Source organism: Arcobacter defluvii, from assembly GCF_013201725.1.
GTDB classification, from domain to species: domain Bacteria; phylum Campylobacterota; class Campylobacteria; order Campylobacterales; family Arcobacteraceae; genus Aliarcobacter; species Aliarcobacter defluvii.
On sequence record NZ_CP053835.1, the window covers coordinates 1342313 to 1365927 of the forward strand.

A 23615-nucleotide genomic window follows, 5' to 3' on the forward strand; every position below is an offset into this window, starting at 1 on the left:
TAATTATGAGTAATAATGAGTTTAAAGTAAATAGACAAAATTTTAGAATTGTTAAAAAAGATAATGAGAATTTACTTTTTCATGTACCAACAACTTCACTTTTTGAAATTGATGAAACAAATGAGAAGTTGTTAAATAGATTAGATAATAAAGAGTCTAAAATAACTGATTTTTCCAAAGAAGAATTAGTTGAGTTAGAAAAACTAAATATCATTGGAAATATCGAAAAACAAGAGTATATAGAAGTTAAAAACTTTCCTGCAACTACACTTATTTTAAATGTAGCATCAGGTTGTAATCTTAGTTGTACTTATTGTTATAAAGCAGACTTAACTACTTTGAAAAATAGTGGAAATATGAGTTTTGAAACTGCAACTGCTGCAATTGAACAGCTTTATGCAGGGGCAGCTAATCAAAAAGTTTATAATGTAACTTTTTTTGGTGGAGAGCCTTTGAGTAATTTTGCTTTGATTAAAGAAGTTACGACTTTTGCAGTTAAATTTTTCAAAGAGAAAAATGCACTTGTTGATTTTACAATGACAACAAACGCGACACTATTAACAAAAGAGATAATAGAGTTTTTAAAAGCTTTTAAGTTTGGAATTACAATTAGTATTGATGGACCAAAAGCAATACACAATAAAACTAGACTTACAAATGCTGGAACTGGAAGTTATGAAACAGTTAGAAAAAAAGTAGAGATGCTTTTAAGTTTATATAATGATAGACCAATAGGTGCAAGAGTAACACTAACGCGCGGAGTTACTCAGATTGAAGAGATTTGGGACCATTTATATAATGAACTAAAATTTACAGAAGTTGGATTTGCACCAGCAACTGCAAGTGATAATGCTATGTTTAATCTAAGTGAATTTGAACTTTTAAAAGTATTTGAAGGTTTCAAAGAAATGGGAGAAAAATATATAAATTCAGCTTTAAAAGATGAATTTAATGGTTTTTCAAATCTACATAGATTACTTGGCGACATTCATGCAGGAAGAAAGAAAAAACTTCCTTGTGGTGCAGGTGTTGGATTATTATCAGTTAGTTATGATGGAAATTTTGATTTATGCCATAGATTTACTGGAAGTGATTTTGGTAATTTTGGAAATATAAAAACAGGGCTTGATAAACCAAAACTATCAAATTTTATTGAAAAAAGATTAAATAAAAAAGATGGGGATTGTTCAACTTGTCATATTAGAAATCTATGTGCAGGAGGTTGTTATCATGAAAGTTATATTAGATACAACGACCCTACAAAAGCGGTGCTTCATTACTGCGATATTATGAGAGACTGGATAGATTTTGGATTATATGCTTATTCAAAGATTAGAAATAATAATCCAAAGTTTTTTGATTTGTATTTTAAAGAAGAAAAAGGAGATGTAAATGGGCTTATTTAAACCTTTAAATCCAAAAGCAGATTTATTAAATAAATCTATAAAAGATGGAAGAGAAAAAGAAGTTGTTGCAATGCAAAGTATTGTTGGATGTTCTTCGACATTTGACCCAGGTTGGGAAGTTGATGCCTTTGGTGGAGTAGGGGGACTTTGTCAACCAATGGAAGCGGATCTTTATGGGTGTTCTGAACCTTGTTGGTGGCCAACACAAGTTCCAGATATCATAAGTAATCCAGAATGGAGTAAAGGTTCTCCATCAGCTGCAAAAGAGTGGAGAAATTTATCTTCAGTATATCCATTAGAAAAATAAAGAGAGGAAATATTAATATGAAAAAAACTTCTTTAATAACAATATTTTTATTAGGCTTATTTATAGGTGGATGTAGTATAAATCAACCTATTATATCAGATAATAAAATTGAATATAAACAGTTAAAAAAAGATAGAGATTATATTATTTCAATAAGTAAAAAAAATGAACTTCATATCATAGATGGGAAAACTGAAAAAGTGTATAAAACATGTAAATTAGAAGGAACTTTTAGCACAGCAGCGATGATTGTTTCTCCTGATGGAAGAAAAGTTTATGCATTACAAGATGCATGGCAAGCTATTTATGGCTATGATTTAAATAGTTGTGAGAATTTTTTTAGTGCAAAATTACATTCTGAAAATTTAAGAGCTCCATCAATTTTTTCTTTAGCATTAAGTAATGATGGAAAAGAATTATATTCTATATCTAATCCAACAAAAATATTAAATGATAGTTATGAAATTCAACAGCCAATATTTAAAACATTTGATACTTCATCTGGATTAAATGCTAAAGAAATAGATAGTTTTGAAGTTCCAAGACAAATTACAATAATGATGACATCAAGGGATGGAACAATTTATGCAGCAGGACCAAATTTATATAAAATTAACCCTAAATCTCATAAAATTGATATTGCTAAAAAATTAAGAAATTGGGATAGACCTAATTATTCGGTTCCTGATATTCTAGCTTTATGGCCATCTGGTCAAATATCTAATGAAATGTTACTTTTATACGTAGCATCAAAATATAGTGATGAAACAAAAAAAGTTGATACTGCTGAACAAGTTTGGGGTGCAACGAGAGTTAATTTAAATACTGGAGAAATAGAACAAGGTGATTTTGCACCTTTAGAAAATCTTATGTTTACTGGAATGACAGATCCACTTGATTCAAATATTTTATATGGAGTTTTAACTGATTTAACAAAATTTGATAGAAAAAATCAAAAAGTTATTAAAAGAGTTTGGTTAGATCATACATATTATCAAATAAATTTTTCAACAGATGGTTCTAAAATTTATTTAGGTGGAACTTATAATGATATTGCAGTATATGATCCTAAAACATTAAAAAAATTAAATAATATTCAATTACCAGAAGGAGATGTTGCATTAGGTACAATGCAAGTGTTTAGAGTTAAATAAAAGGTCTTAAGACCTTTTATTTTTGAAAAATAAAAGTGTTCCATATAAAGAGATTATTCCAAATAAAAACATTGGAATCAAACTATTTAAAGCAATAGAAAAACTAATATCTTTTAAAAATATACCTTTTATAAGTTCTAAATAATATTTTAAAGGTATAAAATCAGTGAAAGTTTGTAACCATGCTGGCATATTTGAAATTGGTGTTGCGAAACCTGAAAGTAAAAAAGAGGGTAACATCACTATAAAACTTCCTAAAATTGCTTGTTGTTGAGTATTTGAAATTGAAGAGATAAATAAACCAATCCCAGACATAGAAAATAAAAAAACTACAACACTTAAATATAAAAGCCAAATTGAGCCATTTAATGGTACACCAAAAAGAAATATTGCGACAAAAAGTATAAAACTTGATTCTATTGTACTTATAATAAGTGCAGGAAGAAGTTTCCCTAAAAGTATTTCAACAGAATTTAAAGGGGAAACTAAAATCTGCTCAAATGTTCCCAACTCTTTTTCTCTAGCTATTGATAAAGCAGTTAAAATCATGGCAACAACCATTGAAATGGAACAAAAAAGAGAAGGAACTATCCACCAAAAATTATCTAAATTTGGATTATAAAAATTTCTTGGAATTATATGAATTTTTGACGTGATTTCATCTTTTTTTAAATAATTTAGAATTATTTGATTTAGATAACCTTCAACTATTTGAGAAGTATTTGAACGTCTTCCATCAAGTATTAGCTGAATATTTGAGTTTCCTTTTTCTAAATTTTTTGCAAAATTATTTGGAATAATTAAAAACCCAATTGCATCTTGAATATCAATTTTTTCTTTTCCCTCTTCATAACTTTTTACAAATTTTAAAGATTTTATATAGTTTGAGCCTTGAAGATTTCTTATTAATTCTTGACTTTTTTGACTTCCATCTTGATTTAATAAAACTAAATCTATATTTTTTACTTCTAAAGTTGCAGCAAATGAAAAAATAATTACTTGCACAAGTGGAGGAATAATCACTACCATTAAACTTTTTTTATCATTTCTGATAGCTAAAATCTCTTTTTTTATCAAAGCCAATAATCTTTGTAACATTTATAAACCTTTTTTTGACTTTTTTAAAACTAATAAAAAGAAAAATGCGCCTATTAAAATCATAGAGATAATATTAGAAATAAATATTTCATATATATTTCCAGCTAAAAATATTGTTTGTAATGATTCTACAAAATATCTTGCTGGAACAATTAATGTTAATATTTGAAGCCAAGGAGGCATATTTCCTATCTCAAATAAAAAGCCTGAAAGAATAAAAGCTGGTAAAAAACCTGCAATGATAGATATTTGAGCGGCAACAAATTGATTTTTAGCTAAAGTTGAAATAAGTAATCCAATACTTAAAGACGAAAATAGATAAATTGCACTTAGAAGTATTAAAATCCAAAAACTTCCCATAAATGGTATTTCATACCAAAAATATGCAACAACAAAACATAAAAGCATAGAAAACATCCCAAGTATAAAATAAGGAATAAGTTTTCCAACAATGATTTCACTCATAGTTGCAGGTGTCGCCATTAGTGCTTCCATTGTTCCTCTCTCCCATTCTCTTGCAATTACAAGAGCTGTTAGAAGTGTTCCTATTAAAGTCATAATAACAGCAATTGAACCAGGAAGTAAAAAGTATCTACTAGAAACAGGAGCATTAAACCAAAAACGAGTTAGAAGTTGAATATTTTCTTTATTCACTATATTATTATTTTTAGCCCAAAGTTTTACGACACCATTTACATAGTTTTGTACAAGACCAGCACTGTTTGGTTCACTTCCATCAGTTATTACTTGTATGTCAAAATTGTTATTTTTTCCAAAATCATTATTTAAACTCAAAATTGCTTTTATTTTTCCTTCTTGCATTTTTTCTATATAAAAATCTCTATTTTTATCTAAATCAACTTCAAAATAACGAGAACTTATAAAAGATGAGATTAATTTTTGAGATAATTCACTATTAGTTTTTGAAATAATTGCAATAGGAATTTTTCTAGCATCTAAGGAAACTGCATATCCCATCAAAAAAAGTAAAATAAGGGGTAAAATAAAAGCTATTAAAATAGAACTAGGGTCTTTAAATACTTGCAAACTCTCTTTTCTAAGAAGGGCTTTTAATCTTTTAAAATTCATTTTTCTTCTTTATCATATTGTCTAATTAAAGAAATAAATGTATCTTGCATAGATGCTTGAGAACCTACTAAGTTTTTAAGTTCATCAGGTGTTCCATTTGCTATGGCTTTTCCTTTATAAATAAGCATAATTTTATCACAATATTCAGCTTCATCCATGAAGTGAGTAGTAACCATTATGGATATTCCTTTTTTTACTAAACTATTTATATGTGTCCAAAATTCTTTTCTTGTAATTGGATCAACTCCAGAAGTTGGTTCATCTAAAAATAGAACTCTTGGTTCATGCATTACTGAACAAGCAAGGGCCAATCTTTGTTTTATTCCCAGAGGTAAGGTATTTGCATTTGAAAATAGATAGTTTTTAAAATCAAAAATTTCTATCATCTCTTCTATTTTTTCTTTTCTTTGTTTTCCTTTTAATCCATAAATTCCTGAGAAAAACTCCAAATTATCTTTGATTTTTAAATTTCCATATAAAGAGAATTTTTGTGCCATATAACCAATAGAGTTTCGAACAGTTGCTTTTGAGTTATATAAATCTTCACCTAAAACTTTTGCAGTTCCAAAAGTAGGGGTTAGTAAACCACAAAGCATTTTAAAAGTTGTAGATTTTCCTGCACCATTTGGTCCTAAAAAACCAAAAATTTCACCTTGACCTATTTCAAAATCAATATTATCAGTAGCAACAAAATCTCCAAATTTTTTAGTTAAATTTTTTGCTTCTATTAATTTTTTATCTGAACTTTCAAAATTTTTCATATTTTCAACAAGTTTTGAATGAGCTTGAGTTTTTTCACCCAAAATATTTACAAAAGCATCTTCAAATATAGGATTTATAGGTTCAATTTTTATATTTTTTCCTAAAGTATATAAAATATTTTTTGGTAATAATTTATCTTTTTGCAAATTTATTCTAATTTTTGAACCAACTAATACAGCATCTAAAATCTCTTCTTGTTCTAAAATAGTAGTAAGTGCTTCTCTTTTTTTTAAAAATTCTCCACTTACTAAAAAAACTCTTGTATTCATAGTTTCTCTGAAATCTTTTGGTGCCCCTTTGTATAAACAATTACCTTCATTTAGTAAAATTACTTCATCACAAATATCTGCTTCATCAAGATATGATGTACTCCAAACAACAGCTATATCATCTTTTAAAAGTTCTTGAACCATCTCCCAAAGCTCAATCCTTGAAATTGGATCAACTCCAACTCCAGGTTCATCTAATAGAAGTATTTTAGGTTTTTTAATTAATGCACAAGCAAGTCCTAATTTTTGTTTCATTCCACCTGAAAGATTACCTGCGAGTCTATCTTTAAATTTCTTTAGATTAGTAAACTCTAAAAGTTCATCTATTCGAAAATTAAGACTTTCAATTGATTGTAAATTTGCATAAAGTCTTAGATTTTCAAAAACAGATAAATCTTCATATAAGCCAAACTTTTGTGGCATATAACCAATTTGTTGCAAAAACTCACTTGATGTATTTGGCATTTGATAGTTTAAAACTTCAAGTTTTCCTAAACTTGGAGTTAAAAGTCCTGTTAGCATTCTAATAAGAGTAGTTTTTCCTGCACCATCAGGTCCCACAAGTCCTGTAATTTTTCCACTTGAGATAGAAAAATTTATTTTTTTTATAGCTTTATTATTTCCAAAATCTTTTTCTAAATTTATTGCATTAATTACTTGCATTATTATCAGCTATTTGTAAAGTTACAGGCATTCCCTGTCTTAGTTTATCATCGCTATTTTTTACAATAACTCTAAAACTATAAACCAAATCTGCTCTTAATTCTTGTGTTTCTATATTTTTGGGAGTAAATTCTGCAATAGGTGAAATAAAACCAATATATCCTTCATAAGGTTCTTTTCTTGAATCAGTAAAAATTAACATTTTTAGATTTGGTTTGATATCTCCTAAATGATTTTCATCAATATAAGCTCTCACCCAAAATTCGTCTGTTTTTGCTATTTCAAGTACAGATTCACCAGCAGTTGTAATTGAACCAATTTCTTTGTATCTATTAAGAATTACACCATCAACAGGTGAAATTATATTTGAATCTTTTATATCAACTTCAAGTTTTTCTTTCTGTGCTTCTAAAGCTTTTAATTTTGCTTCTTGAACTAAAATATCTTCTTTTCTATAACCATTTTTAACTAATTCATAAGCAGCTTTTGCTTTATCTAAAGTAGCAAGTGCTTGTTTATAATTTAGTTCAGAAAGTATAAAATTCTCTTCAGATGTAGATTTTGTTTTATAAAGATTTTTTTGTCTTGTATAAGTATCATTTATTTTATTTAAATTTGCAGTTGCTTCATCAAAAGTTGCTTTTGCTTCTTGTATCTCTTCATCTCTAAAGCCTGATTTTAGTTTTGATAGTTCAATAGTAGAAGCTTCAATATTTGCTTCAAGTTCTTTTATAGATTTTTTTAAACTTGAATTATCCAAAAGTACAAGAGTTTCACCTTTTTTTACATTTTCACCTTCATCTTTAGTGATATTTTCAATTTTTCCAATAAATCTAAAACCAACTTTTACTGTTCTTGTATCTATGTTTCCATAATATTTATTATCTACATTATTTGAATTTTTTATATAAGTTTTTAATATAAAAAACAAAATAAGTGAAATAAAAATTATAAGAAAAATAAAAGCAATTTTTTTCATCTGAAAACCTTAAAAAATAGATAATATCTTATACAATAATAAAAATTAAAGTAAGGCTTAATAAATATAAAAATGATTTTATATATAATAAATAGGAATTGAAGATAATAATTTTATTAGTATCTCATGAAGGAAAAAGAAAAGTTATTGTTAAAAATTATTTTTTAACAATAACCATATCAAAAGATGATTTTTGTACAACTAAAGCTTTCGTGTCAGGAACAACAGAAAGAGAGTTTATGCTTTTTATTTTACTTTTAAAAATATGTACATCTTTTTCTAACTCTTCAATTCTTCTATTTAATTGTAAAATAATATCAACACCAGCTAAATTTACTCCAAGCTCTCTAGTAAGAGTTAAAAGATATTTTATATGATCTATGTCTTTTTGAGAATAAAGTCTTATTTTCCCATTTGTACGACTTGGTTTTATAAGTCCTTCTCTTTCATATTGTCTTAATGTTTGAGGATGAATATTTAAAATTTCTGCAACAGCAGAGATTAAATAAACAGGTTCAATATAGCTATTTGTTTCCATGAAAAATCCTTTTTATTTTTCAGGAAGCTTAGCTTCCATCATTTTTACTAATTCCTCATCTAAATTCTCAAGTTTTGGTAAAATAATATTTGCTTTTAAATATAAATCACCTTTTACACCACTTTTTCTATTTAGAACACCTAATTCTTTTACTCTAAATTTTTGATTTTGTTTTGTATTTTGTGGAACTTTTAATGTAATATCTTTGTGAATAGTTTTAACTTCAACTTTTCCACCAAATAACGCAGTTTTTAAAGGTAAATCAAAATATTTTGTTAATGTATCACCATCTCTTGTATATTCTGGGCTTTGTGAAACATTGATTTTTAAAATCAAATCACCTCTTTGTCCTTGATATGATTTTCCTTTTCCTTTTGCTCTGATTTTTTGTCCATTTTCAATTCCTTCAGGAATTTTTACATCAAAAGAATCACTATTTAAAGTGATGTGTTGTTTTCCACCAACAATAGAAACATCAAATGGAATAGTAATTTGAGCATTTGTATCTAAGTCAGGTTCACTAAACCCTCCAAATCCACTAAATCCTCCTTGAGAAAAACCAGATCTACTAAATCCACCTGATTGACCAAACATTTGTCGTAAGATTTCATCTAAATCTACATTTGAACCTTGTGATCTTGCAAAATCTTGGAAATTTTGACCACCAAACATAGAATCACCATATTGATCATATTGTTGTTTTTTTTCTGGATTACTTAAAACTTCGTATGCAGCATTGATTTCTTTGAATTTATCTTCTGCACTTGGGTCTTTATTTACATCCGGATGATATTTTCTTGCTAGTTTTCTATATGCTTTTTTTATTTCATCTGCACTTGCATTTTCATTTACTTCTAATGTTTCATATAAACTTTTTGCCATTTTAAATCCTATTCATATTTTTTAATATAGTTTAATTTCTAAAAGGAAATTATAGCAAAAAGGTTGAGTCAATGTCAATCAAGTATTACTTGATAAAATAATTTTAAATTGAGCTCCAATATATTTTTCATTTTCATAAATAAATTCTTCATTAGAAACGAAAATTTCACCTTTCATACTCATTTTTATTATTTTATGAGTCATATAAAGTCCTAAACCTGTACCTTGAAATTTATGTTTTGTAGTAAAATATGGTTCAAAAATTTTATCGATAATGTTTTTATCTATGCCACCTGCATTATCAAGTATTGTAATTTCAATACTATCATTTATTTGTTTAGTTGAGATTTTAATTAGTCTTAGTTCTTCTTGCGCTAATCTTGAACTTATTGCATCACTTGCATTATGTAAAATATTAATTAATGCTTGACTAAATTCATTTGAAAAATTATATAAATATATTTCATCATCCAAATCTAAATCAATTCTGATTTTATTTTCATTTAAAATAGTTTCAATTAATGAAATATTATTTTGAATATTTTGAGTTAAGTTGAATAAAGATTTTTCTTTGTCTTCTTTTAGAAAATCTTTGAATACATCAATTGTATTAGATAAATGTTCAGTTGTATCAGAAATTAGTTTTAAAGAATCTAATAATATTTTATCAGTTAATAAACCAATCTCTTTTTTTAGTTTTGTACTTGAAGCAGTAATTGAAATTATATTTAATGGTTGTCTCCATTGGTGCGCAATATTTCCTATCATTTCTCCCATTGCTGCAAGTTTTGATTGTTCTGCTAAAAGAGTCTCTTTTCTTTTTATTTCACTAATATCAACTATTGTTAAAATTTTAAAAGTTTGAGATTTTATAATAGTATCTTTGATGTTTATCAATGCTTTAAATGTAGATTTGTCTTCTTTGAAAATAGTCGTTTCAATTGGTTTATTACTAGCTTTTTCTAAAACCCTTTTATTATGAATAAGTTCTTCAAAATGTTTATTAATTAAATCATATTTTGATGAGTAATTAAATAAATCTATTGCAACTTTATTACAATCAACTACTTTATCATCTTTAAATAAAATAATAGCTTCCATCGTTGTATCAAAAAGTAGTTTTAATTCTTCGTTTTTTTCTTCAACTTTTTCTTTTATTTCTTTTAATTTAAAATTAATTTCTGAAAGCATAGTAACATCATAAATATAGATAATTACAAGTTCATTTTTTACATCTAATGGTGTGATTGTAATACTTTGTTGCATATTATCAAAAACTTTATCTGTAACTTTTCCTAATTCAATATTTACTAAAAATTTACTAATTTGTGGAGTATAAAATGTAGATGAGTTTAATTTTAATGCTGTAGTAATCTTTCTTACTAATTTTTTTTCATCAATGTTTGGATAAAATTGCATTAAATTCTTATTTATAATTTCATTTGATGAGATACCTGTTCTAATTTCAAGCCATTTATTCCAAAATTGTACTTCTAAGTTTTTATTTATTAAAATAATTCCATTATCAACTGTATTACAAATAATGTCAAATTTGTTAGTGTCTAATTTCAAAGTTCATCCAATATTTTATTTAGTTTTTCTTTTATATATAAAATTGAATTATCTGTTGTGAAAATAAATAATTCGGCATGAATATTTAAATCATCAAAATTTAATTGTGTAGATATGATAATTACTTTTTCATATTTACTAATAAATAAATTATTTAATTGGTTTATTGAAGTTAAATTTTTGATAGTTGGTGCAGAAAAAGAAACATTTGTATCTATATCTTCTGCTAATTTACTAATCGTTGATGATGATAAAATATTTGTAATTTCTAAAACAATATCACATATTTCTTCGTCATTTATTTCATTTTCTTCTAAACCAAATTTATAAGCAATATTTTTTGCAGATTTTTTATCTATTACAAACATATTTTCACCACTAATTGTTCCATTTATTTGTTGTAGTGAAACCAAATGCTCTTCGTCTAAATTTAATTCTTTTGATAAATATGATTTTAATTCATTTGCATTTATTATTTGAATTTTAGGAATAGATAATTTTGCAAAGGCATCTAAAATTTCAGTTATAGCAGCAGTTGCGCTACCATATGCTACATTCATAAGTTCTTGTAGACAATCTTTTTCATCTTCTGTTAAGTGTATTTTAGATTCCATTATGTTCCAATTCATCAAGTTTTTTTAAAATTTGTTGCATTTTTGCTGTATCAACAGGTTTTTTTATAAAATTAAAAGCACCTAAAGCTAAAGCTTTATCCATAGAAAGTTTTTGAATATCTGCAGAAATTATAACAACTTTCGCATTTTTATCAAATTCTTTAATCTTTTCTAAAGCTACAAATCCATCCATAACAGGCATGGTTAAATCAAGAAAAACAATTTTTGGGGAATGTTGTTTATACAAATCTAAGGCTTCTTGACCATTTTGAGCTTCAAAAATTTCTAAATCTTTTTTTGTAGAGTCATTTAAAGTTTTAATAACCATTTTTCTTGCCATTTTAGAATCATCTGTAACCAAAATTTTCATAAATTATTTCCTATTTTCTAATTGATAGTAATTTTATCTAAAATTCAATAAGAATTACTTTTATTTAATAGGGAATATACTAATATAGTATTTTATAAAAAAGGGAAGTATCTTATGTTTTCAAAAGATGAATGGACTCAGATTGAATTGTTTAAAAATAAGAAAGAATTAGAAAAAAAAGGTATAAAAGTTGTAATTGTAGATACAATCTTAAAACCTTTAGAAAGTATAGAAACAATCACTTATAATCCATATGAGATGGCTTTATATGAAGAAGGTACAGTTTTTGTTTTTTATTGTGACACGGGAAAAACTACAAAAGAGAGACTTGAATACTATAAAAAGAAATTTCCAAAATATAAATGTATTAGCTTAAAAGGTGGGAGAGCTTATTTTAGACCAAATTATCAACTTTTGGATAATAAATGAAAAAATATGAGTATGTAGTTATTGGTGCTGGAATTGCAGGCTGTTCTTTATCACATTTTTTAAAAAAATATTCAGATTCAATTTTATTAATAGATAAAAATGAAGATGTTGCTTCTGGAGCAAGTGGAGCTGCTGGAGCTTTTTTATCTCCACTTTTAGGAAAACCAAATAAATTTAAAGAATTGATTACTAAAGCTTTAAATTTTTCAATGGATTATTATAAAAATAATTTTAATGAAGAGTTACAAAATTGTGGAACTTGTAGAATTCCAAGAAACCAAGAAGATGAAGAAAAATTTCAAAGTTATATTCCATATATGGATTTTGAGTATGAAAAATATGAAGATGGATATTTGTTCCCAATAGGAAGTGTTATAAAGCCCTATGAAGTTTGTTTAAAATTATCAAAAGATATAGAAAAACTTTTTAATTATGAAGTTTCTAAAATAGAGAAAATAGATGATTATTGGTTGATAAATGATGAAATTAAAGCAAAAAAACTTTTTTTATCAACAGGTGCAAATATATCTTTGATAGATGAAAAATATTTTGATATAAGAGCTGTTTGGGGACAAAAAATAGATGTTTTAACTTCTTCACAAATAGATATAAATTATCATAAAGAGTGTTCATTATCAAAAAGTAAAAAAATTGATGAAAATAGATATTTAGTTTCAATTGGTGCTACTCATAATCGATTTGATAAAGATATGAAGAATAGTAGTTATAATTTGGAATTAGCAAACATAAATAAAATTGAACATAATAAAGAGACAAAAGAAATTATCGAGACAGATATTCGAAAGTTATTAAAAAAAGCAAATGATATAAAACAGTTAAATGATATTGAAGTTATTGATGTAAAAATAGGTGCAAGAGCTTCTAGTATTGATTATTTTCCAATGGTTGGAAAATTGATTGATTCTAAAAAAAGTTTTGAAAAATATCCTCATATAAAAAATGGAACGCATATAAAAAATGAAAATCTAATAATGATAGATAATTTATTTGTCTTAAATGGTGTAGGGGGAAGAGGATTTGTTTTGTCTTTATATCTAGCAAATCAATTAGTTCAGAGTGCACTAGATGATAAAAAGTTAGATGATGAGATAACAAATTATAGATTATTCTCAAGATGGGCTAAAAAACAAAAGAATTAAGAGGAAATATGAAAAATATATTAAAAATAGTTTTTTTAGGAATAGTTGGATTTTCAATTTTAGTTTATTTAACAATGCCTAAGAATGTAAACAAAATAAACAACAAAAATGTAACTATTACAATAGAAACAATACCAAAATATTTTGATATTGTAGGTAATAATCCTTATACAAAAGTAGAAAATTTATTTAAATTAGGTGAAGAGAAGTATATTATAGTTTTAAATCACGATGCTTTAGCCGTTTTTAAAGAGTTGTATAAATATACGGATAAAAATAATATAGTGCTAGTTGCAAATATATCAAATACTCCTTGGATTATAAAACAAATAGCAGTAAATGGTGAATTAGAAAAAATGTATAAAAATTCTAAAATTCCATTGATTAATGATTCTGATGGAAATTTTATAAGTAGTTTAGGACTAAATGACAATAAACAAAATAAATACTTTGTTTATAAATTGACAAATAATGGAATAGTTATGAAAATAGGTGAGTCTAAAGTAAAAGAAGGAGCACTTGAAAAAAGCTTATCTTTAGATGAAGTTGAAAAAAGTTTGAATGAGATGAAAAAAATCTTAGAATAAAATAATTATAAAGTAAAAAATTCAAGAAATATTATCATTGAAATTTTAATATTTATTGCAGAAGAAAATTCAAAGTCAGTGTTTTCAACTTTAATAATTGCCTTTTATAAGACTTCAGCACCTTTATTTGTTAACTTAATAATTTTTGCTTTTGTATCAATTAGATGTTCATATATTGCAATAAATTTTTTTAAAATCTCTTATTTGAAGTGATGTAAATTCTGATTGTCTTATCCTATATTTGCAATTATAATATATATGACAACTAGAGTTAAGCTAATTTTATATTTTAATATAAATATAAAATATAAAAAACTAAGAATAATCTGTTCAAAGTTTGAATAAAAAAATAGATATTATTTTACAATTATTAAAAGTAATAAAAATTATTTATTTTGATTAATTAGTTTATGAATTTTTCAAGAGTTAAGATATTTCTTAAGTAAAATATTTAAAAATAGTTATTGATAATTTATAAGTGGTACCGCTAGTCGGACTCGAACCGACACACCAAAGGCGAGGGATTTTGAATCCCTTGTGTCTACCAATTTCACCATAGCGGCATGTTTTTAGAGAATAAAAAAAGAACCCATTGAAAAATGGATTCTTTTTCTATGATAAAGATTATTTAGCTGATACAGCTTCTTTAAGAGCTTTTCCTACTTTGAATTTCGCAACAGTAGTAGCTGGAACATCAACAGTTTTATCAGTACCTGGAACTTTTGCAGTTCTTGCAGCTCTATCTGCAACAGTAAATGTACCAAATCCAATAAAGCTTACAGATTCTTTTTTTACTAATGCTTCTGTAATTGTGTCTAAAACAGCATCAACAGCACCTTTTGCATCTTTTTTAGATAAACCAGCTTTTGCAGCTACTGCATCGATAAATTCTGCCTTGTTCATGGATGAACTCCTTGTATAAAATTAAATTGTGAAAACTTTATAGTATTTAAGCTTTGAAATAGCTAAAATTAGGGAGCTTAGAGAAAAAAATATAAAAAAAATAATCAAAAATCGTTTTTTTTATTCAAAAGAACTCTTTATGCTTAATAATCTACAAGAATTTTCTAATATTGCTATTTTTTTTACCAATTCATGAACATCTCTATCATAAACGTAAGTACCTATTCCTTTTATTATCATAACGTTATGATTTGACTCTTTTAAGTATTTAGTTATTTCAAGTGCATTTCTTTTATACCAAGTTGAAAAATTACCAGGATTGTATATATCAATTTCTCCAAAAATAGTTTTTCCAAAGAAATCTTCAAAAACAATTTTATTATGTTTTAATGTATACGCAGTAGTATAAATAGGCATTCCAAATGCTATGTATTTTGCCTCATGTATATTTGTATAAATAGTTGCGTGGATATGAGATTCAATACTTGCAATATTCCATCTATAATCTTGTTTATTTATATTTAGTGAACAAAATGATTTTTCATCCATTTTATCAAAAATTGCATCACCTGTATTAATTATAAAATTATATTGATCTAGTTTTGCAGAAATTGCACCGTGATAAATACCAAAAAAATTTTTACTAAACATTGTTACAGATAAATCAGAAAGTAATTTTATTGTATCTTTATCCATCATTTTAAAAGCCTCAAATATATTTTTAGATATTATATACTAATTTAAATAAGGACCATTTTAATGAATATTCCCCATATACCTGTTTTATATAATGAAACATTAGAAGCTTTCAAAGATATAAATGATGGTTATATAATAGATTGTACAACAGGTTTTGCAGGTCATAGTAGTGGATTGTTAAATCAGAATGAAAATATAAATTTAATTTGTAATGACCAAGATGACGAAGCTTTAGCTTTTAGTAAAAAAAGACTTGAATCTTTTAGTAGTAGAGTCATTTTTAATAAAGGAAATTTTGAGCATGTTATTGAAACTTTCAAAGATTATGATATTAAAGGTATTTTAGCAGATATTGGAGTTTCATCTTTACAACTTGATAAACAAGATCGTGGTTTTGGGTTTGAGAGTGATACTTTAGATATGCGAATGAATCAAAATCAAAGTTTAGATGCAGCAACTGTAGTTAATACTTATTCTCAAGGTGAGCTTGAAAGAATATTTAAAGATTATGGTGAAGTACGAGAGTATAAAAAAGTTGCATCAATCATAGTAAATAATAGACCTTTTAATAGTTCAAAAGAGCTAGCAGAATTTTTATCAAAAAAAATGTCAAAAGGAAAACTTCATCCTGCAACTTTGCCTTTCCAAGCAATTAGAATAGAAGTAAATGATGAATTAGGAGTTCTTGAAAGGCTTTTTGATTCTTTAGAAAAAGCAAAATTCAAAAATTGTATTGTTGCAATTATCTCTTTTCACTCTTTAGAAGATAGAATAGTAAAAAACTATTTTAAAAAATGGAGTAAATCATGTATTTGTCCTGAAGGTGTTTTTAGATGTGAATGTGGAAATAATCATGCTTTAGGAAAAATTATTACAAAAAAACCTATAATTCCAACTGCACTTGAAATAAAACAAAACCCACGAAGTAGAAGTTCTAAATTAAGGATTTTCAAATTTGAATAGGATAACTGCAAAAAATGCTTTAATTATCGTATTTTCTATATTATTTTTAGCAATATTTATATATTTCCCAAAAATATATATAAGAAATAATATTTATTATACAAGTAAAGATATAAATAAATTATATGCTCATTATATTTCGCTTCAAGAAGAAAATACTTTCTTAGCACAGCAACTCGAAGATATGAAGTTTAAGAATCAAATTATGGATTCTTTATTATTTAATCCTCTAGATAAATTAAATAATAAAAATTTAAATACAATGGAAAATTCAAATGATAAAAGCGATGATTGAGTTTTCTTTAAGAAAACCTCTTTTAAACCATTTTATTCTTTTTTTTATTTTTCTTTTATCTGTTTTTTCATATTTGAAAATTCCAAAAGAAATTTTTCCACCATCAGCTAAAGATGCTGTTATAATAAATGGAGCGTACACAGGAGCTAGTTCTGAGTTACTTGATAAAATTGCAGTTGCTGAAATTGAAGATGAATTATTGAGTTTAAGTAGTGCCGATACAATTACATCAACTATTAAAAATGGAAGTTTTTCTATAAATGTTGATTTAAAAGATGGCTATAAATCAAAAGATATTTTAGATGATGTAAAAGATATTATTACAAAAGTTAAAACAAATTTACCTTCTGATATGGATGAACCAACTGTAAAAGCAGTTGAATTTGCTTTTCCTTTAATAACAGTTGCAGTTTACTCAAAAAATCACGATTCAAAAGAGTATCTAATTGAAGTTGCAAAAGAAGTAAAATCAAAAGTTATGCAACTAAAAGACCTATCTCAAGTTCAGGTTTTAGGTGAAAGTGATAAAGAACTTTTGATGATATTAGATGATGAAAAAATCAATGCTTATGGTTTTGAAAAAATTGCTGTAATAAATGCCATTTCATCTTTAAGTTCAATTTTTCCAATAGGAATGATAAAAGATACTTCAACACATTACTATTTATCTACATTTAATGGTGAAAAAGATGTAGAGAAAATCAAAAATACAATAATAAAAATTAATGGTAAATCAATTTATTTAAAAGATATCGCACAAATCAAATATGAGTTAGCTGATGTTTCTAATATCTCTCATTTTAATGGAAATACAAATATTGCAGTTTCAATAAATAAAGGTTTTCAAGGTGATGCTATTGAGTTAGTTAAACAAATAAAACAGATTACAAAAGATTTTGAAAAAAAATATGAAAATCTAAGATTTGATACATATATTGACACTTCTATTTGGATTAAAAATAGATTAAATACAGTTGTATCAAATATTATTTTTGGATTAATTTTACTTTGTATAGCTCTTTATTATTTTATTAATTTAAGAATTGCAATTGTTATTGCCATTGGTATTCCAACATCTTTTATGATAGGGTTAATTGGTGCAGAATATTTAGGATATAGCTTAAATATGCTTTCTCTTTTAGGAGCTTTAATTGCTCTTGGAATGTTAGTTGATGAAGCTATAGTTGTTGGAGAGAATATTTATCGGCACATGGAAATGGGAAAAGATAAATTTACCGCTGCAAGAGATGGTGCTTTAGAAATGTATCCAGCTGTTTTAACAGCAACTGCAACAACAATTTTTGCATTTTTACCAATCTTACTTATGAGTGGAGAAGTTGGAAAATTTATGCAGATTCTTCCAATAATGATAAGTATTTTGCTTTTGAGTTCTCTATTTGAAGCCTTTTTCTTTTTACCTTTACATGCAAAAGATATTTTAAAAGTAAATCATTCAGAAAAAAAATCCCATAAAATTTGGGATTTTAACTATAAACTTTATGGAAATATTTTAGAATTTTTATTAAAAGGTAAGTATATATCAATAATTTTGATGTTACTTTTAATAATCATTGGTTCAATTATGATATTTAAAACTCAAAAATTTAAATTTATGCCTGCTTTTGATTCAACGCAAGTTTATATAACAGGTTCTGTTGGGGTTGGTAAAAAGATAGAACAAACAGAAGAGATCGTTTTAGAATTAGAGAAAAAAATGTTAAATTCAATGGATTTTAAAAATAGTATTAGTTCAGTTAGTTCTGTAATTGGTATGAAATTAGATGGGAAAAATTTACCTCATTATGAAGAGTTTTATTTTCATGTATTTGTAAATTTACATGAACGTGCAGCTGATAATTTTTTTGAAAAATATATAAATCCATATTTATCCCCAAAATATGATGATTCAAATATGATTAGAACTGTAAGTGCTCAAGATATTGAAAGTGAATTAAAAAAGATTTTAGAAAAAGATGTGAAATCTGGAAAATTTGAAGAATTAAAAGTATTTGTACCTCAAACTGGAATTGTAAAAAATGATGTAGAAATAGCAGTTTCAGGTAAAAAAGAAGAGGTATTAAAAGCAGTTGAAAAACTAAAAAATAGTTTGCATGGTGTAAAAGGTGTTTCAAATATTGCTGATGATTCTATTATTGGGAATTATGAGTTGAAATTTAAAGTAAATAGTTATGGAAATAGTTTAGGAATTACGGAAGAGAATATTTTAAATCAATTAAGACCTTTTTATTTAAAAGCTTCATATTCAAAAATGTTTGATGATAGTGGACTTGTAGATATAGTTTTTGAAAGTTCGAAAAAAGATATTTTACAGAGCTTAGATAGTTTTACAATAAATACTTCAAATAATGAAAAAGTGTTATTAAAAGAAGTTGCAGATTTTATTAAAATTCCTTCATATTCACAAATTTTTAAAGAAAATAGTGAACAAATTATAAGTGTTACGGCATCTTTGACTAAAATTACATCTGCTGAATTATTTGAAGAAATTAATGATGAAATATCAGAATTACGAAAATCTGTAACAATTTCAATAAAAGGTGAACAAGAAGAGAATGAAAAAGTTCAAAGAGAAATGTCACAAGCAGCTGTTATTGCTATTGTTTTGATTTTTATGGCTCTTATTTGGATGTTTGATTCTATTGTTAAACCTTTGATTATATTAAGTACAATTCCTTTATCCATTTTAGGTGTTTTAATAGGACACTTAATTATGGATATTAATATAACAATGCCAAGTTTAATAGGAATGGTTGGACTTGCTGGAGTTATTGTTAATGATGGAATTATAATGATGGATTTTATTAAAAAAGCTAAAAATTTATCTGAATTAGTTGAATTTGCAAAAATGAGATTAAGACCAATTTTATTGACTTCAATTACAACAGTTTTAGGTCTTGCAAGTTTGATATTTTTTGCTTCTGGACAATCTTTGATACTTCAACCAATGGCTGTATCGTTAGGATTTGGTATTTTATGGGCAACAGTTTTAAATCTATATTTTGTGCCTATGATGTATAGAATAATTTATTTGAGAAAATTTTGAATATAAGCTTTAGAAATTTCTAAAGCTTATAAAACAGTTATTCCTAAAACTCTTCGTAAAATATTATTATCTTCATCAAAATCTTTTAATTCTTTTCCTGGTTCTAAAGTTGTAATAGTTGCTTTACCTATGATATTTCTATATTTTCTTCCTGAACTATCTTTTAACCTTACACTCCAAATATTATGAACAACTAAAGGTTCATTATCTTTAATCCCAACATAAAGCATAATATGACCTTTTAAATAGACTAAAGTTGAAAAAGGAACACCATACTCTTTCATAAACTCTTTTTTCTCTTTTATGCTCATTTTTGACATATCAAGATATTTTCCATTTGATGTTTGAGATTTTGAATTTCTATGTAAATATTTTCCAAAAGGAACAAAAAAATCTTGAGTAAAACTAGAACAATCTCTATTATTTAATAATCCACCCCAACCATACGGTTCTTCTAAAAGTTGATTTAAAATTTTTACTCTATTTTCAGAAGTATATGCTATTGGCATAGCTTCAACTTCATCAATATTTAAATTTATATAAGAGATTATTGCTTTTTGATTATCATCTTTTTTTGCAATTAAAAATTTGTCATCTTTTTTAGGAAAAATTGTAGCAACTTTTACATATTCTCTAAAAATTGGGTCATAAATAGGAAATTTTTCTTTTACACTAACATAATAATTAGTTGTTTTAAACTCTTTAATAAAATTATCATCTACAAAAGCAATTGAGCCTATTTCAACCCATCCTCCAACTGTACTTGATTCCATATAAGCCCAAGCTCTATCTTTTGATAAATGAGAAACAATAATTGGTGTATTGATTTTTATTAAAGAATTTTGATTGTAGTCAAATGGAAATCCTTCTCCTGGTTTTGTTGGATCGTAAAACATAGGTGAATTTGTTGGAAGAACTCTTACATTTGCATTTTTTAACATAATTGCTTTTTTAGGAAGAACATTATATTCATCAAAATTTGAATTTTCTATTTGTTTTTTAAACCATTCTTCTGTTGCAAGTCTATGATTTTCTAAATATACTTTTTTAAATTTATATGATTGTCCCCACATTGCTTCAATTTTTGGATATGAAACTTTTGAAGAATCCCAAGGTTTGAAATATTTAGTAAAATAATCATTTGTAGCTCTATTTTGGTCTAAAAAATTATCGTTTGCTTTTTTTGAAAGTTCAGCAATATCACTCTCTTTTGGAATAACAATAGGTTCTTTAATAGAACATGCAGTAAACAAAACAGTAATTAAGAAAATAAAAGATAATTGTTTAAAATTTCTTAACATATACATTTCCTTTAATAATTTTTTTTGTGATTGTATCATTTTATCATTAAAGCTAGTTGTAATATTTTTAATTTAGTAATTAATAGTTATAGTAAACAAAAACTTTGAGGGAATAGGGTGTATAAACTTTCTATAAATAAAGATTTGTTCGAAAAAGTATTATTAAAAAAGATTCATATTTTAGAAAAAGAGAATAATAATTATTGGAAAAAAGAGTTACTTGAACCTATTATAAAAGATGATAAATTAACATATACTATTAAACAAATAAAAAAACTTTTTATAACAAATGGTTTAGGAGATGATAAACCTCAATTATTAATTGAATGTTTAAAAGTTGATTATTCTATTGAAAAAGGTTTATTTGAATTTCATTTAGGAAAAATTTTAGAACAGAAAAATATACCAGAAGTTGATGATGAAAAAGATATTTTAATAAAACAACTTTTAGATGAAAAAAAAGAGTTGATGAATATTTTAGAAGAGATAAAAAAGAGTAAGTTATTTAAAAACTAGAGTTTTAATTCTAGTTTTTAAATTATTGAATTATTTGATGATTAAATCTGCTATTTCATTCATTGTTGCTTCTGTCATATCTTTTACTTGACCAATCATCAATGTTTTTTGAGCTCCACCATAAGTTCCATCTTGATAACCTTTTAAAGCAGCAACAAAATCAGCTTTTGTCATATCTTTGATGATTTTAGATTTACCTAAAGCAACTTTCTCTCCATTTGCACCATGACATACAACACATTTTGCATAAGGGTTTGCAAAAGCAACACATGCAGTTAATAAAGATGCAGCTATAACGATTTTTTTCATAAATAATCCTTTGTTTGTTAGATATTAGATTATATACTAAGATTGTTTAGAGTTTATTGACTTCAATCAAGATTTAAGATTTATAAAAAGAATAATTTAAAAATTATTCTTTTTATTTTGAAATAAGTTCTTTTTTTAGTTCTTCTTTATTGATTTTATTTTTATCAGAAGGAACAAGGGGTAAAGATTTTTTGTAGATTATTTTAGATGGAATCATATATGAGGCTAAATGTTTTTTTAGTTCAAATAAAATTTCACTACTACTTAATTCATTTTTTGCACTATAAACTAAAACAATCTCTTCTTCTATCTCATCATTTTCTATTGAAAATACTGCACATTTTTCAATATCTTTTAATTCTTTTTTTACAACTGATTCAATTTCATAAGGATTAACTCTATAACCTCTTGTTTTAATCATATCATCAAGTCTTGAAACAAAATATAAGTAACCTTCTTCATCTTTATAAACAAAATCTCCGGTTTTTACAACAATTTCATCTGTTAATTGTCCTTCAAGATTTATTACATTTTTAAGTATTTGAATTGATTTAAATCTTTCAGCAGTCTCTTTTGGTGCATTCCAATAACCTTTGTAGATGTATCCACCTCTGTGAATTAATTCACCTGTAACTCTTGGTTTACATTCATTTCCATTTTCATCAATTACATATAATTCAACATCAGGAATAGCTTTTCCAATAGAATCAGGTCTTATTTTTAATTGACTTGGATCTAAATAAGTTGATCTAAATGCTTCTGTTAATCCATGCATTAAATAAAATTCTGCATTAATAAAATATTTTTCAATATCTTTAATCATTTTAGAAGTTACATTTCCACCAGAAGATGCAATAATTCTTACATTTTCAAGTAAAGATGGATTTGGAAGTCTAAATTCATCTTCATCAAACATTTCAGTTATATTTATAGGCATTAGTGAAATTACACTTACTTTATCATTGATTATATGATTAAAAAAATCTGTTGGTAAAACAAATCTATGTAAAGCTAAAGTTGCTCTTTTATATAAAGAACAAAAGATTTGATTTAATCCATAATCAAGATTAAAAAGTAATAATCCAGAAATAACATCATCTTCTTTTAGTTTTAGATATTGTGAAACAACTCTTGCACTATCGATTAAATTTCTATGTGAAATCACTATTCCTTTTGGTTTACCATTTAAACCAAATGAATAAGTAATAACAGCATTATCATGTCCACTTACATCACAAATATAAGGCTTTTTATAATATTTATAAATCTCTTCAAAAGAAGCTAAATCTTTATTTGTTGTTTCATAAGAGATGATTTTTCCATCAAATTTTATCTCTTCAATAGACTCAATTTTTATTTTATCAGTAATAATACATTTAATATCACAATCTTCAATGATATATTCTATTTGTTCTGGTTTTAAAAGTTTTGTTAATGGAACTAAAACATAGTTTGTTGATAAAATTGCAAGTATTGCTATAACTTGATTTATATCTTTATTTGAATAAATACCAATTCTACTACCTTTTGGTAAGTCTAATTCTGATAAATAAAGGGCTATTTGATTAACTTTAGTGAAAAGTTCACTATAAGTTAATTTTTCATTTCCATATATTAAAGCAACTTTTTGTGGATGAGAAATATTTGCATCTTCGATTAAAGTTCTAATACAATTTATTGACATAA

The 23615-nt window shown here is 25.5% G+C and carries 24 protein-coding genes and 1 tRNA gene; 10 read left to right on the forward strand and 15 right to left on the reverse strand.

Annotated elements, in window-relative coordinates; translation table 11 throughout:
• Window positions 1-5: 5 nt before the first annotated feature.
• From peaB to peaD, 3 genes are read left to right on the forward strand one after another with little or no spacing between them, the layout of a single operon-like run.
• Window positions 6-1406 carry a quinohemoprotein amine dehydrogenase maturation protein gene (peaB, locus tag ADFLV_RS06810; RefSeq protein WP_129011543.1) on the forward strand — a complete coding sequence of 467 codons (1401 nt, stop codon included), beginning with the start codon at window positions 6-8 and terminating at the stop codon, window positions 1404-1406.
• Window positions 1393-1713, forward strand: a complete 321-nt coding sequence (gene qhpC, locus ADFLV_RS06815; RefSeq protein ID WP_129011542.1) for a quinohemoprotein amine dehydrogenase subunit gamma — start codon at window positions 1393-1395, stop codon at window positions 1711-1713. Before peaB ends, qhpC begins: the two co-directional genes overlap by 14 nt.
• 17 nt (window positions 1714-1730) lie before the next feature.
• A complete protein-coding gene (gene peaD / locus ADFLV_RS06820; RefSeq protein WP_129011541.1) occupies window positions 1731-2867 on the forward strand; it encodes a quinohemoprotein amine dehydrogenase subunit beta in 1137 nt (378 codons plus the stop codon).
• Between the two features lie 6 nt (window positions 2868-2873).
• On the opposite strand, the gene ADFLV_RS06825 is transcribed toward peaD, so the two are convergent.
• The 9 genes from ADFLV_RS06825 to ADFLV_RS06865 form a co-directional block, all read right to left on the reverse strand.
• Complete coding sequence (locus tag ADFLV_RS06825; protein WP_129011540.1) at window positions 2874-3965, reverse strand: ABC transporter permease; 1092 nt, start codon at window positions 3963-3965, stop codon at window positions 2874-2876.
• On the reverse strand, window positions 3966-5054 hold the full coding sequence (locus ADFLV_RS06830; protein ID WP_014474056.1) for an ABC transporter permease: 1089 nt from the start codon (window positions 5052-5054) through the stop codon (window positions 3966-3968).
• On the reverse strand, window positions 5051-6748 hold the full coding sequence (locus ADFLV_RS06835) for an ATP-binding cassette domain-containing protein (RefSeq protein WP_129011539.1): 1698 nt from the start codon (window positions 6746-6748) through the stop codon (window positions 5051-5053). The genes ADFLV_RS06830 and ADFLV_RS06835 overlap by 4 nt, the downstream gene beginning before the upstream one ends.
• Window positions 6735-7727 (reverse strand): HlyD family secretion protein, encoded by a 993-nt coding sequence (locus ADFLV_RS06840; protein WP_129011538.1) that lies wholly within the window; start codon window positions 7725-7727, stop codon window positions 6735-6737. The genes ADFLV_RS06835 and ADFLV_RS06840 overlap by 14 nt, the downstream gene beginning before the upstream one ends.
• Before the next feature lie 157 nt (window positions 7728-7884).
• The gene (locus ADFLV_RS06845; protein WP_014474059.1) at window positions 7885-8265 is read right to left on the reverse strand and encodes a heat shock protein transcriptional repressor HspR; all 381 of its coding nucleotides are present in this window, start codon (window positions 8263-8265) and stop codon (window positions 7885-7887) included.
• A gap of 12 nt (window positions 8266-8277) precedes the next feature.
• Window positions 8278-9147 (reverse strand): DnaJ C-terminal domain-containing protein, encoded by an 870-nt coding sequence (locus tag ADFLV_RS06850; protein WP_129011537.1) that lies wholly within the window; start codon window positions 9145-9147, stop codon window positions 8278-8280.
• A 78-nt stretch (window positions 9148-9225) separates the two neighbouring features.
• Window positions 9226-10719 carry an ATP-binding protein gene (locus ADFLV_RS06855; protein WP_129011536.1) on the reverse strand — a complete coding sequence of 498 codons (1494 nt, stop codon included), beginning with the start codon at window positions 10717-10719 and terminating at the stop codon, window positions 9226-9228.
• The gene (locus ADFLV_RS06860; RefSeq protein WP_014474062.1) at window positions 10716-11333 is read right to left on the reverse strand and encodes a chemotaxis protein CheX; all 618 of its coding nucleotides are present in this window, start codon (window positions 11331-11333) and stop codon (window positions 10716-10718) included. The genes ADFLV_RS06855 and ADFLV_RS06860 overlap by 4 nt, the downstream gene beginning before the upstream one ends.
• The gene (locus ADFLV_RS06865) at window positions 11323-11703 is read right to left on the reverse strand and encodes a response regulator (protein ID WP_014474063.1); all 381 of its coding nucleotides are present in this window, start codon (window positions 11701-11703) and stop codon (window positions 11323-11325) included. Before ADFLV_RS06865 ends, ADFLV_RS06860 begins: the two co-directional genes overlap by 11 nt.
• 114 nt (window positions 11704-11817) lie before the next feature.
• Here ADFLV_RS06865 and ADFLV_RS06870 point away from each other — a divergent pair, with 114 nt between their 5' ends.
• The 3 genes from ADFLV_RS06870 to ADFLV_RS06880 are packed head-to-tail and all read left to right on the forward strand — an operon-like array spanning window position 11818 to window position 13879.
• Entirely contained in the window at window positions 11818-12132 is a 315-nt protein-coding gene (locus tag ADFLV_RS06870; RefSeq protein WP_014474064.1) for a hypothetical protein, read from the forward strand.
• Window positions 12129-13292, forward strand: coding sequence for an FAD-dependent oxidoreductase (locus ADFLV_RS06875; RefSeq protein WP_129011535.1), 1164 nt, complete (start codon window positions 12129-12131; stop codon window positions 13290-13292). The genes ADFLV_RS06870 and ADFLV_RS06875 overlap by 4 nt, the downstream gene beginning before the upstream one ends.
• An 8-nt stretch (window positions 13293-13300) precedes the next feature.
• A complete protein-coding gene (locus ADFLV_RS06880; protein WP_129011534.1) occupies window positions 13301-13879 on the forward strand; it encodes a hypothetical protein in 579 nt (192 codons plus the stop codon).
• A 479-nt stretch (window positions 13880-14358) separates the two neighbouring features.
• Here the strand turns inward: ADFLV_RS06880 and ADFLV_RS06885 are convergent.
• The 3 genes from ADFLV_RS06885 to ADFLV_RS06895 form a co-directional block, all read right to left on the reverse strand.
• Window positions 14359-14442: transfer RNA gene (locus ADFLV_RS06885), tRNA-Leu, on the reverse strand.
• A 61-nt stretch (window positions 14443-14503) separates the two neighbouring features.
• Window positions 14504-14782, reverse strand: a complete 279-nt coding sequence (locus tag ADFLV_RS06890) for an HU family DNA-binding protein (protein WP_014474089.1) — start codon at window positions 14780-14782, stop codon at window positions 14504-14506.
• A gap of 120 nt (window positions 14783-14902) precedes the next feature.
• The gene (locus ADFLV_RS06895; RefSeq protein WP_041654748.1) at window positions 14903-15481 is read right to left on the reverse strand and encodes a class II aldolase and adducin N-terminal domain-containing protein; all 579 of its coding nucleotides are present in this window, start codon (window positions 15479-15481) and stop codon (window positions 14903-14905) included.
• Window positions 15482-15541: 60 nt separating this feature from the next.
• On the opposite strand from ADFLV_RS06895, the gene rsmH reads away from it, so the two are divergent.
• The 3 genes from rsmH to ADFLV_RS06910 are packed head-to-tail and all read left to right on the forward strand — an operon-like array spanning window position 15542 to window position 19803.
• Window positions 15542-16444 carry a 16S rRNA (cytosine(1402)-N(4))-methyltransferase RsmH gene (rsmH, locus tag ADFLV_RS06900; RefSeq protein WP_129011533.1) on the forward strand — a complete coding sequence of 301 codons (903 nt, stop codon included), beginning with the start codon at window positions 15542-15544 and terminating at the stop codon, window positions 16442-16444.
• Window positions 16437-16739, forward strand: coding sequence for a hypothetical protein (locus tag ADFLV_RS06905; protein WP_014474092.1), 303 nt, complete (start codon window positions 16437-16439; stop codon window positions 16737-16739). Before rsmH ends, ADFLV_RS06905 begins: the two co-directional genes overlap by 8 nt.
• On the forward strand, window positions 16720-19803 hold the full coding sequence (locus tag ADFLV_RS06910; RefSeq protein ID WP_014474093.1) for an efflux RND transporter permease subunit: 3084 nt from the start codon (window positions 16720-16722) through the stop codon (window positions 19801-19803). Before ADFLV_RS06905 ends, ADFLV_RS06910 begins: the two co-directional genes overlap by 20 nt.
• Before the next feature lie 26 nt (window positions 19804-19829).
• Here ADFLV_RS06910 and ADFLV_RS06915 read toward each other — a convergent pair whose 3' ends face one another.
• Window positions 19830-21104 carry a C40 family peptidase gene (locus ADFLV_RS06915; RefSeq protein ID WP_129011532.1) on the reverse strand — a complete coding sequence of 425 codons (1275 nt, stop codon included), beginning with the start codon at window positions 21102-21104 and terminating at the stop codon, window positions 19830-19832.
• Window positions 21105-21221: 117 nt separating this feature from the next.
• Here ADFLV_RS06915 and ADFLV_RS06920 point away from each other — a divergent pair, with 117 nt between their 5' ends.
• On the forward strand, window positions 21222-21620 hold the full coding sequence (locus ADFLV_RS06920) for a hypothetical protein (protein WP_129011531.1): 399 nt from the start codon (window positions 21222-21224) through the stop codon (window positions 21618-21620).
• 30 nt (window positions 21621-21650) lie between these two features.
• Here ADFLV_RS06920 and ADFLV_RS06925 read toward each other — a convergent pair whose 3' ends face one another.
• Together ADFLV_RS06925 and ADFLV_RS06930 are read right to left on the reverse strand one after the other, a co-directional pair.
• A complete protein-coding gene (locus ADFLV_RS06925; protein ID WP_014474096.1) occupies window positions 21651-21929 on the reverse strand; it encodes a c-type cytochrome in 279 nt (92 codons plus the stop codon).
• Between the two features lie 112 nt (window positions 21930-22041).
• Window positions 22042-23613, reverse strand: coding sequence for an AMP-binding protein (locus tag ADFLV_RS06930; protein ID WP_014474097.1), 1572 nt, complete (start codon window positions 23611-23613; stop codon window positions 22042-22044).
• Between the last annotated feature and the right edge of the window lie 2 nt (window positions 23614-23615).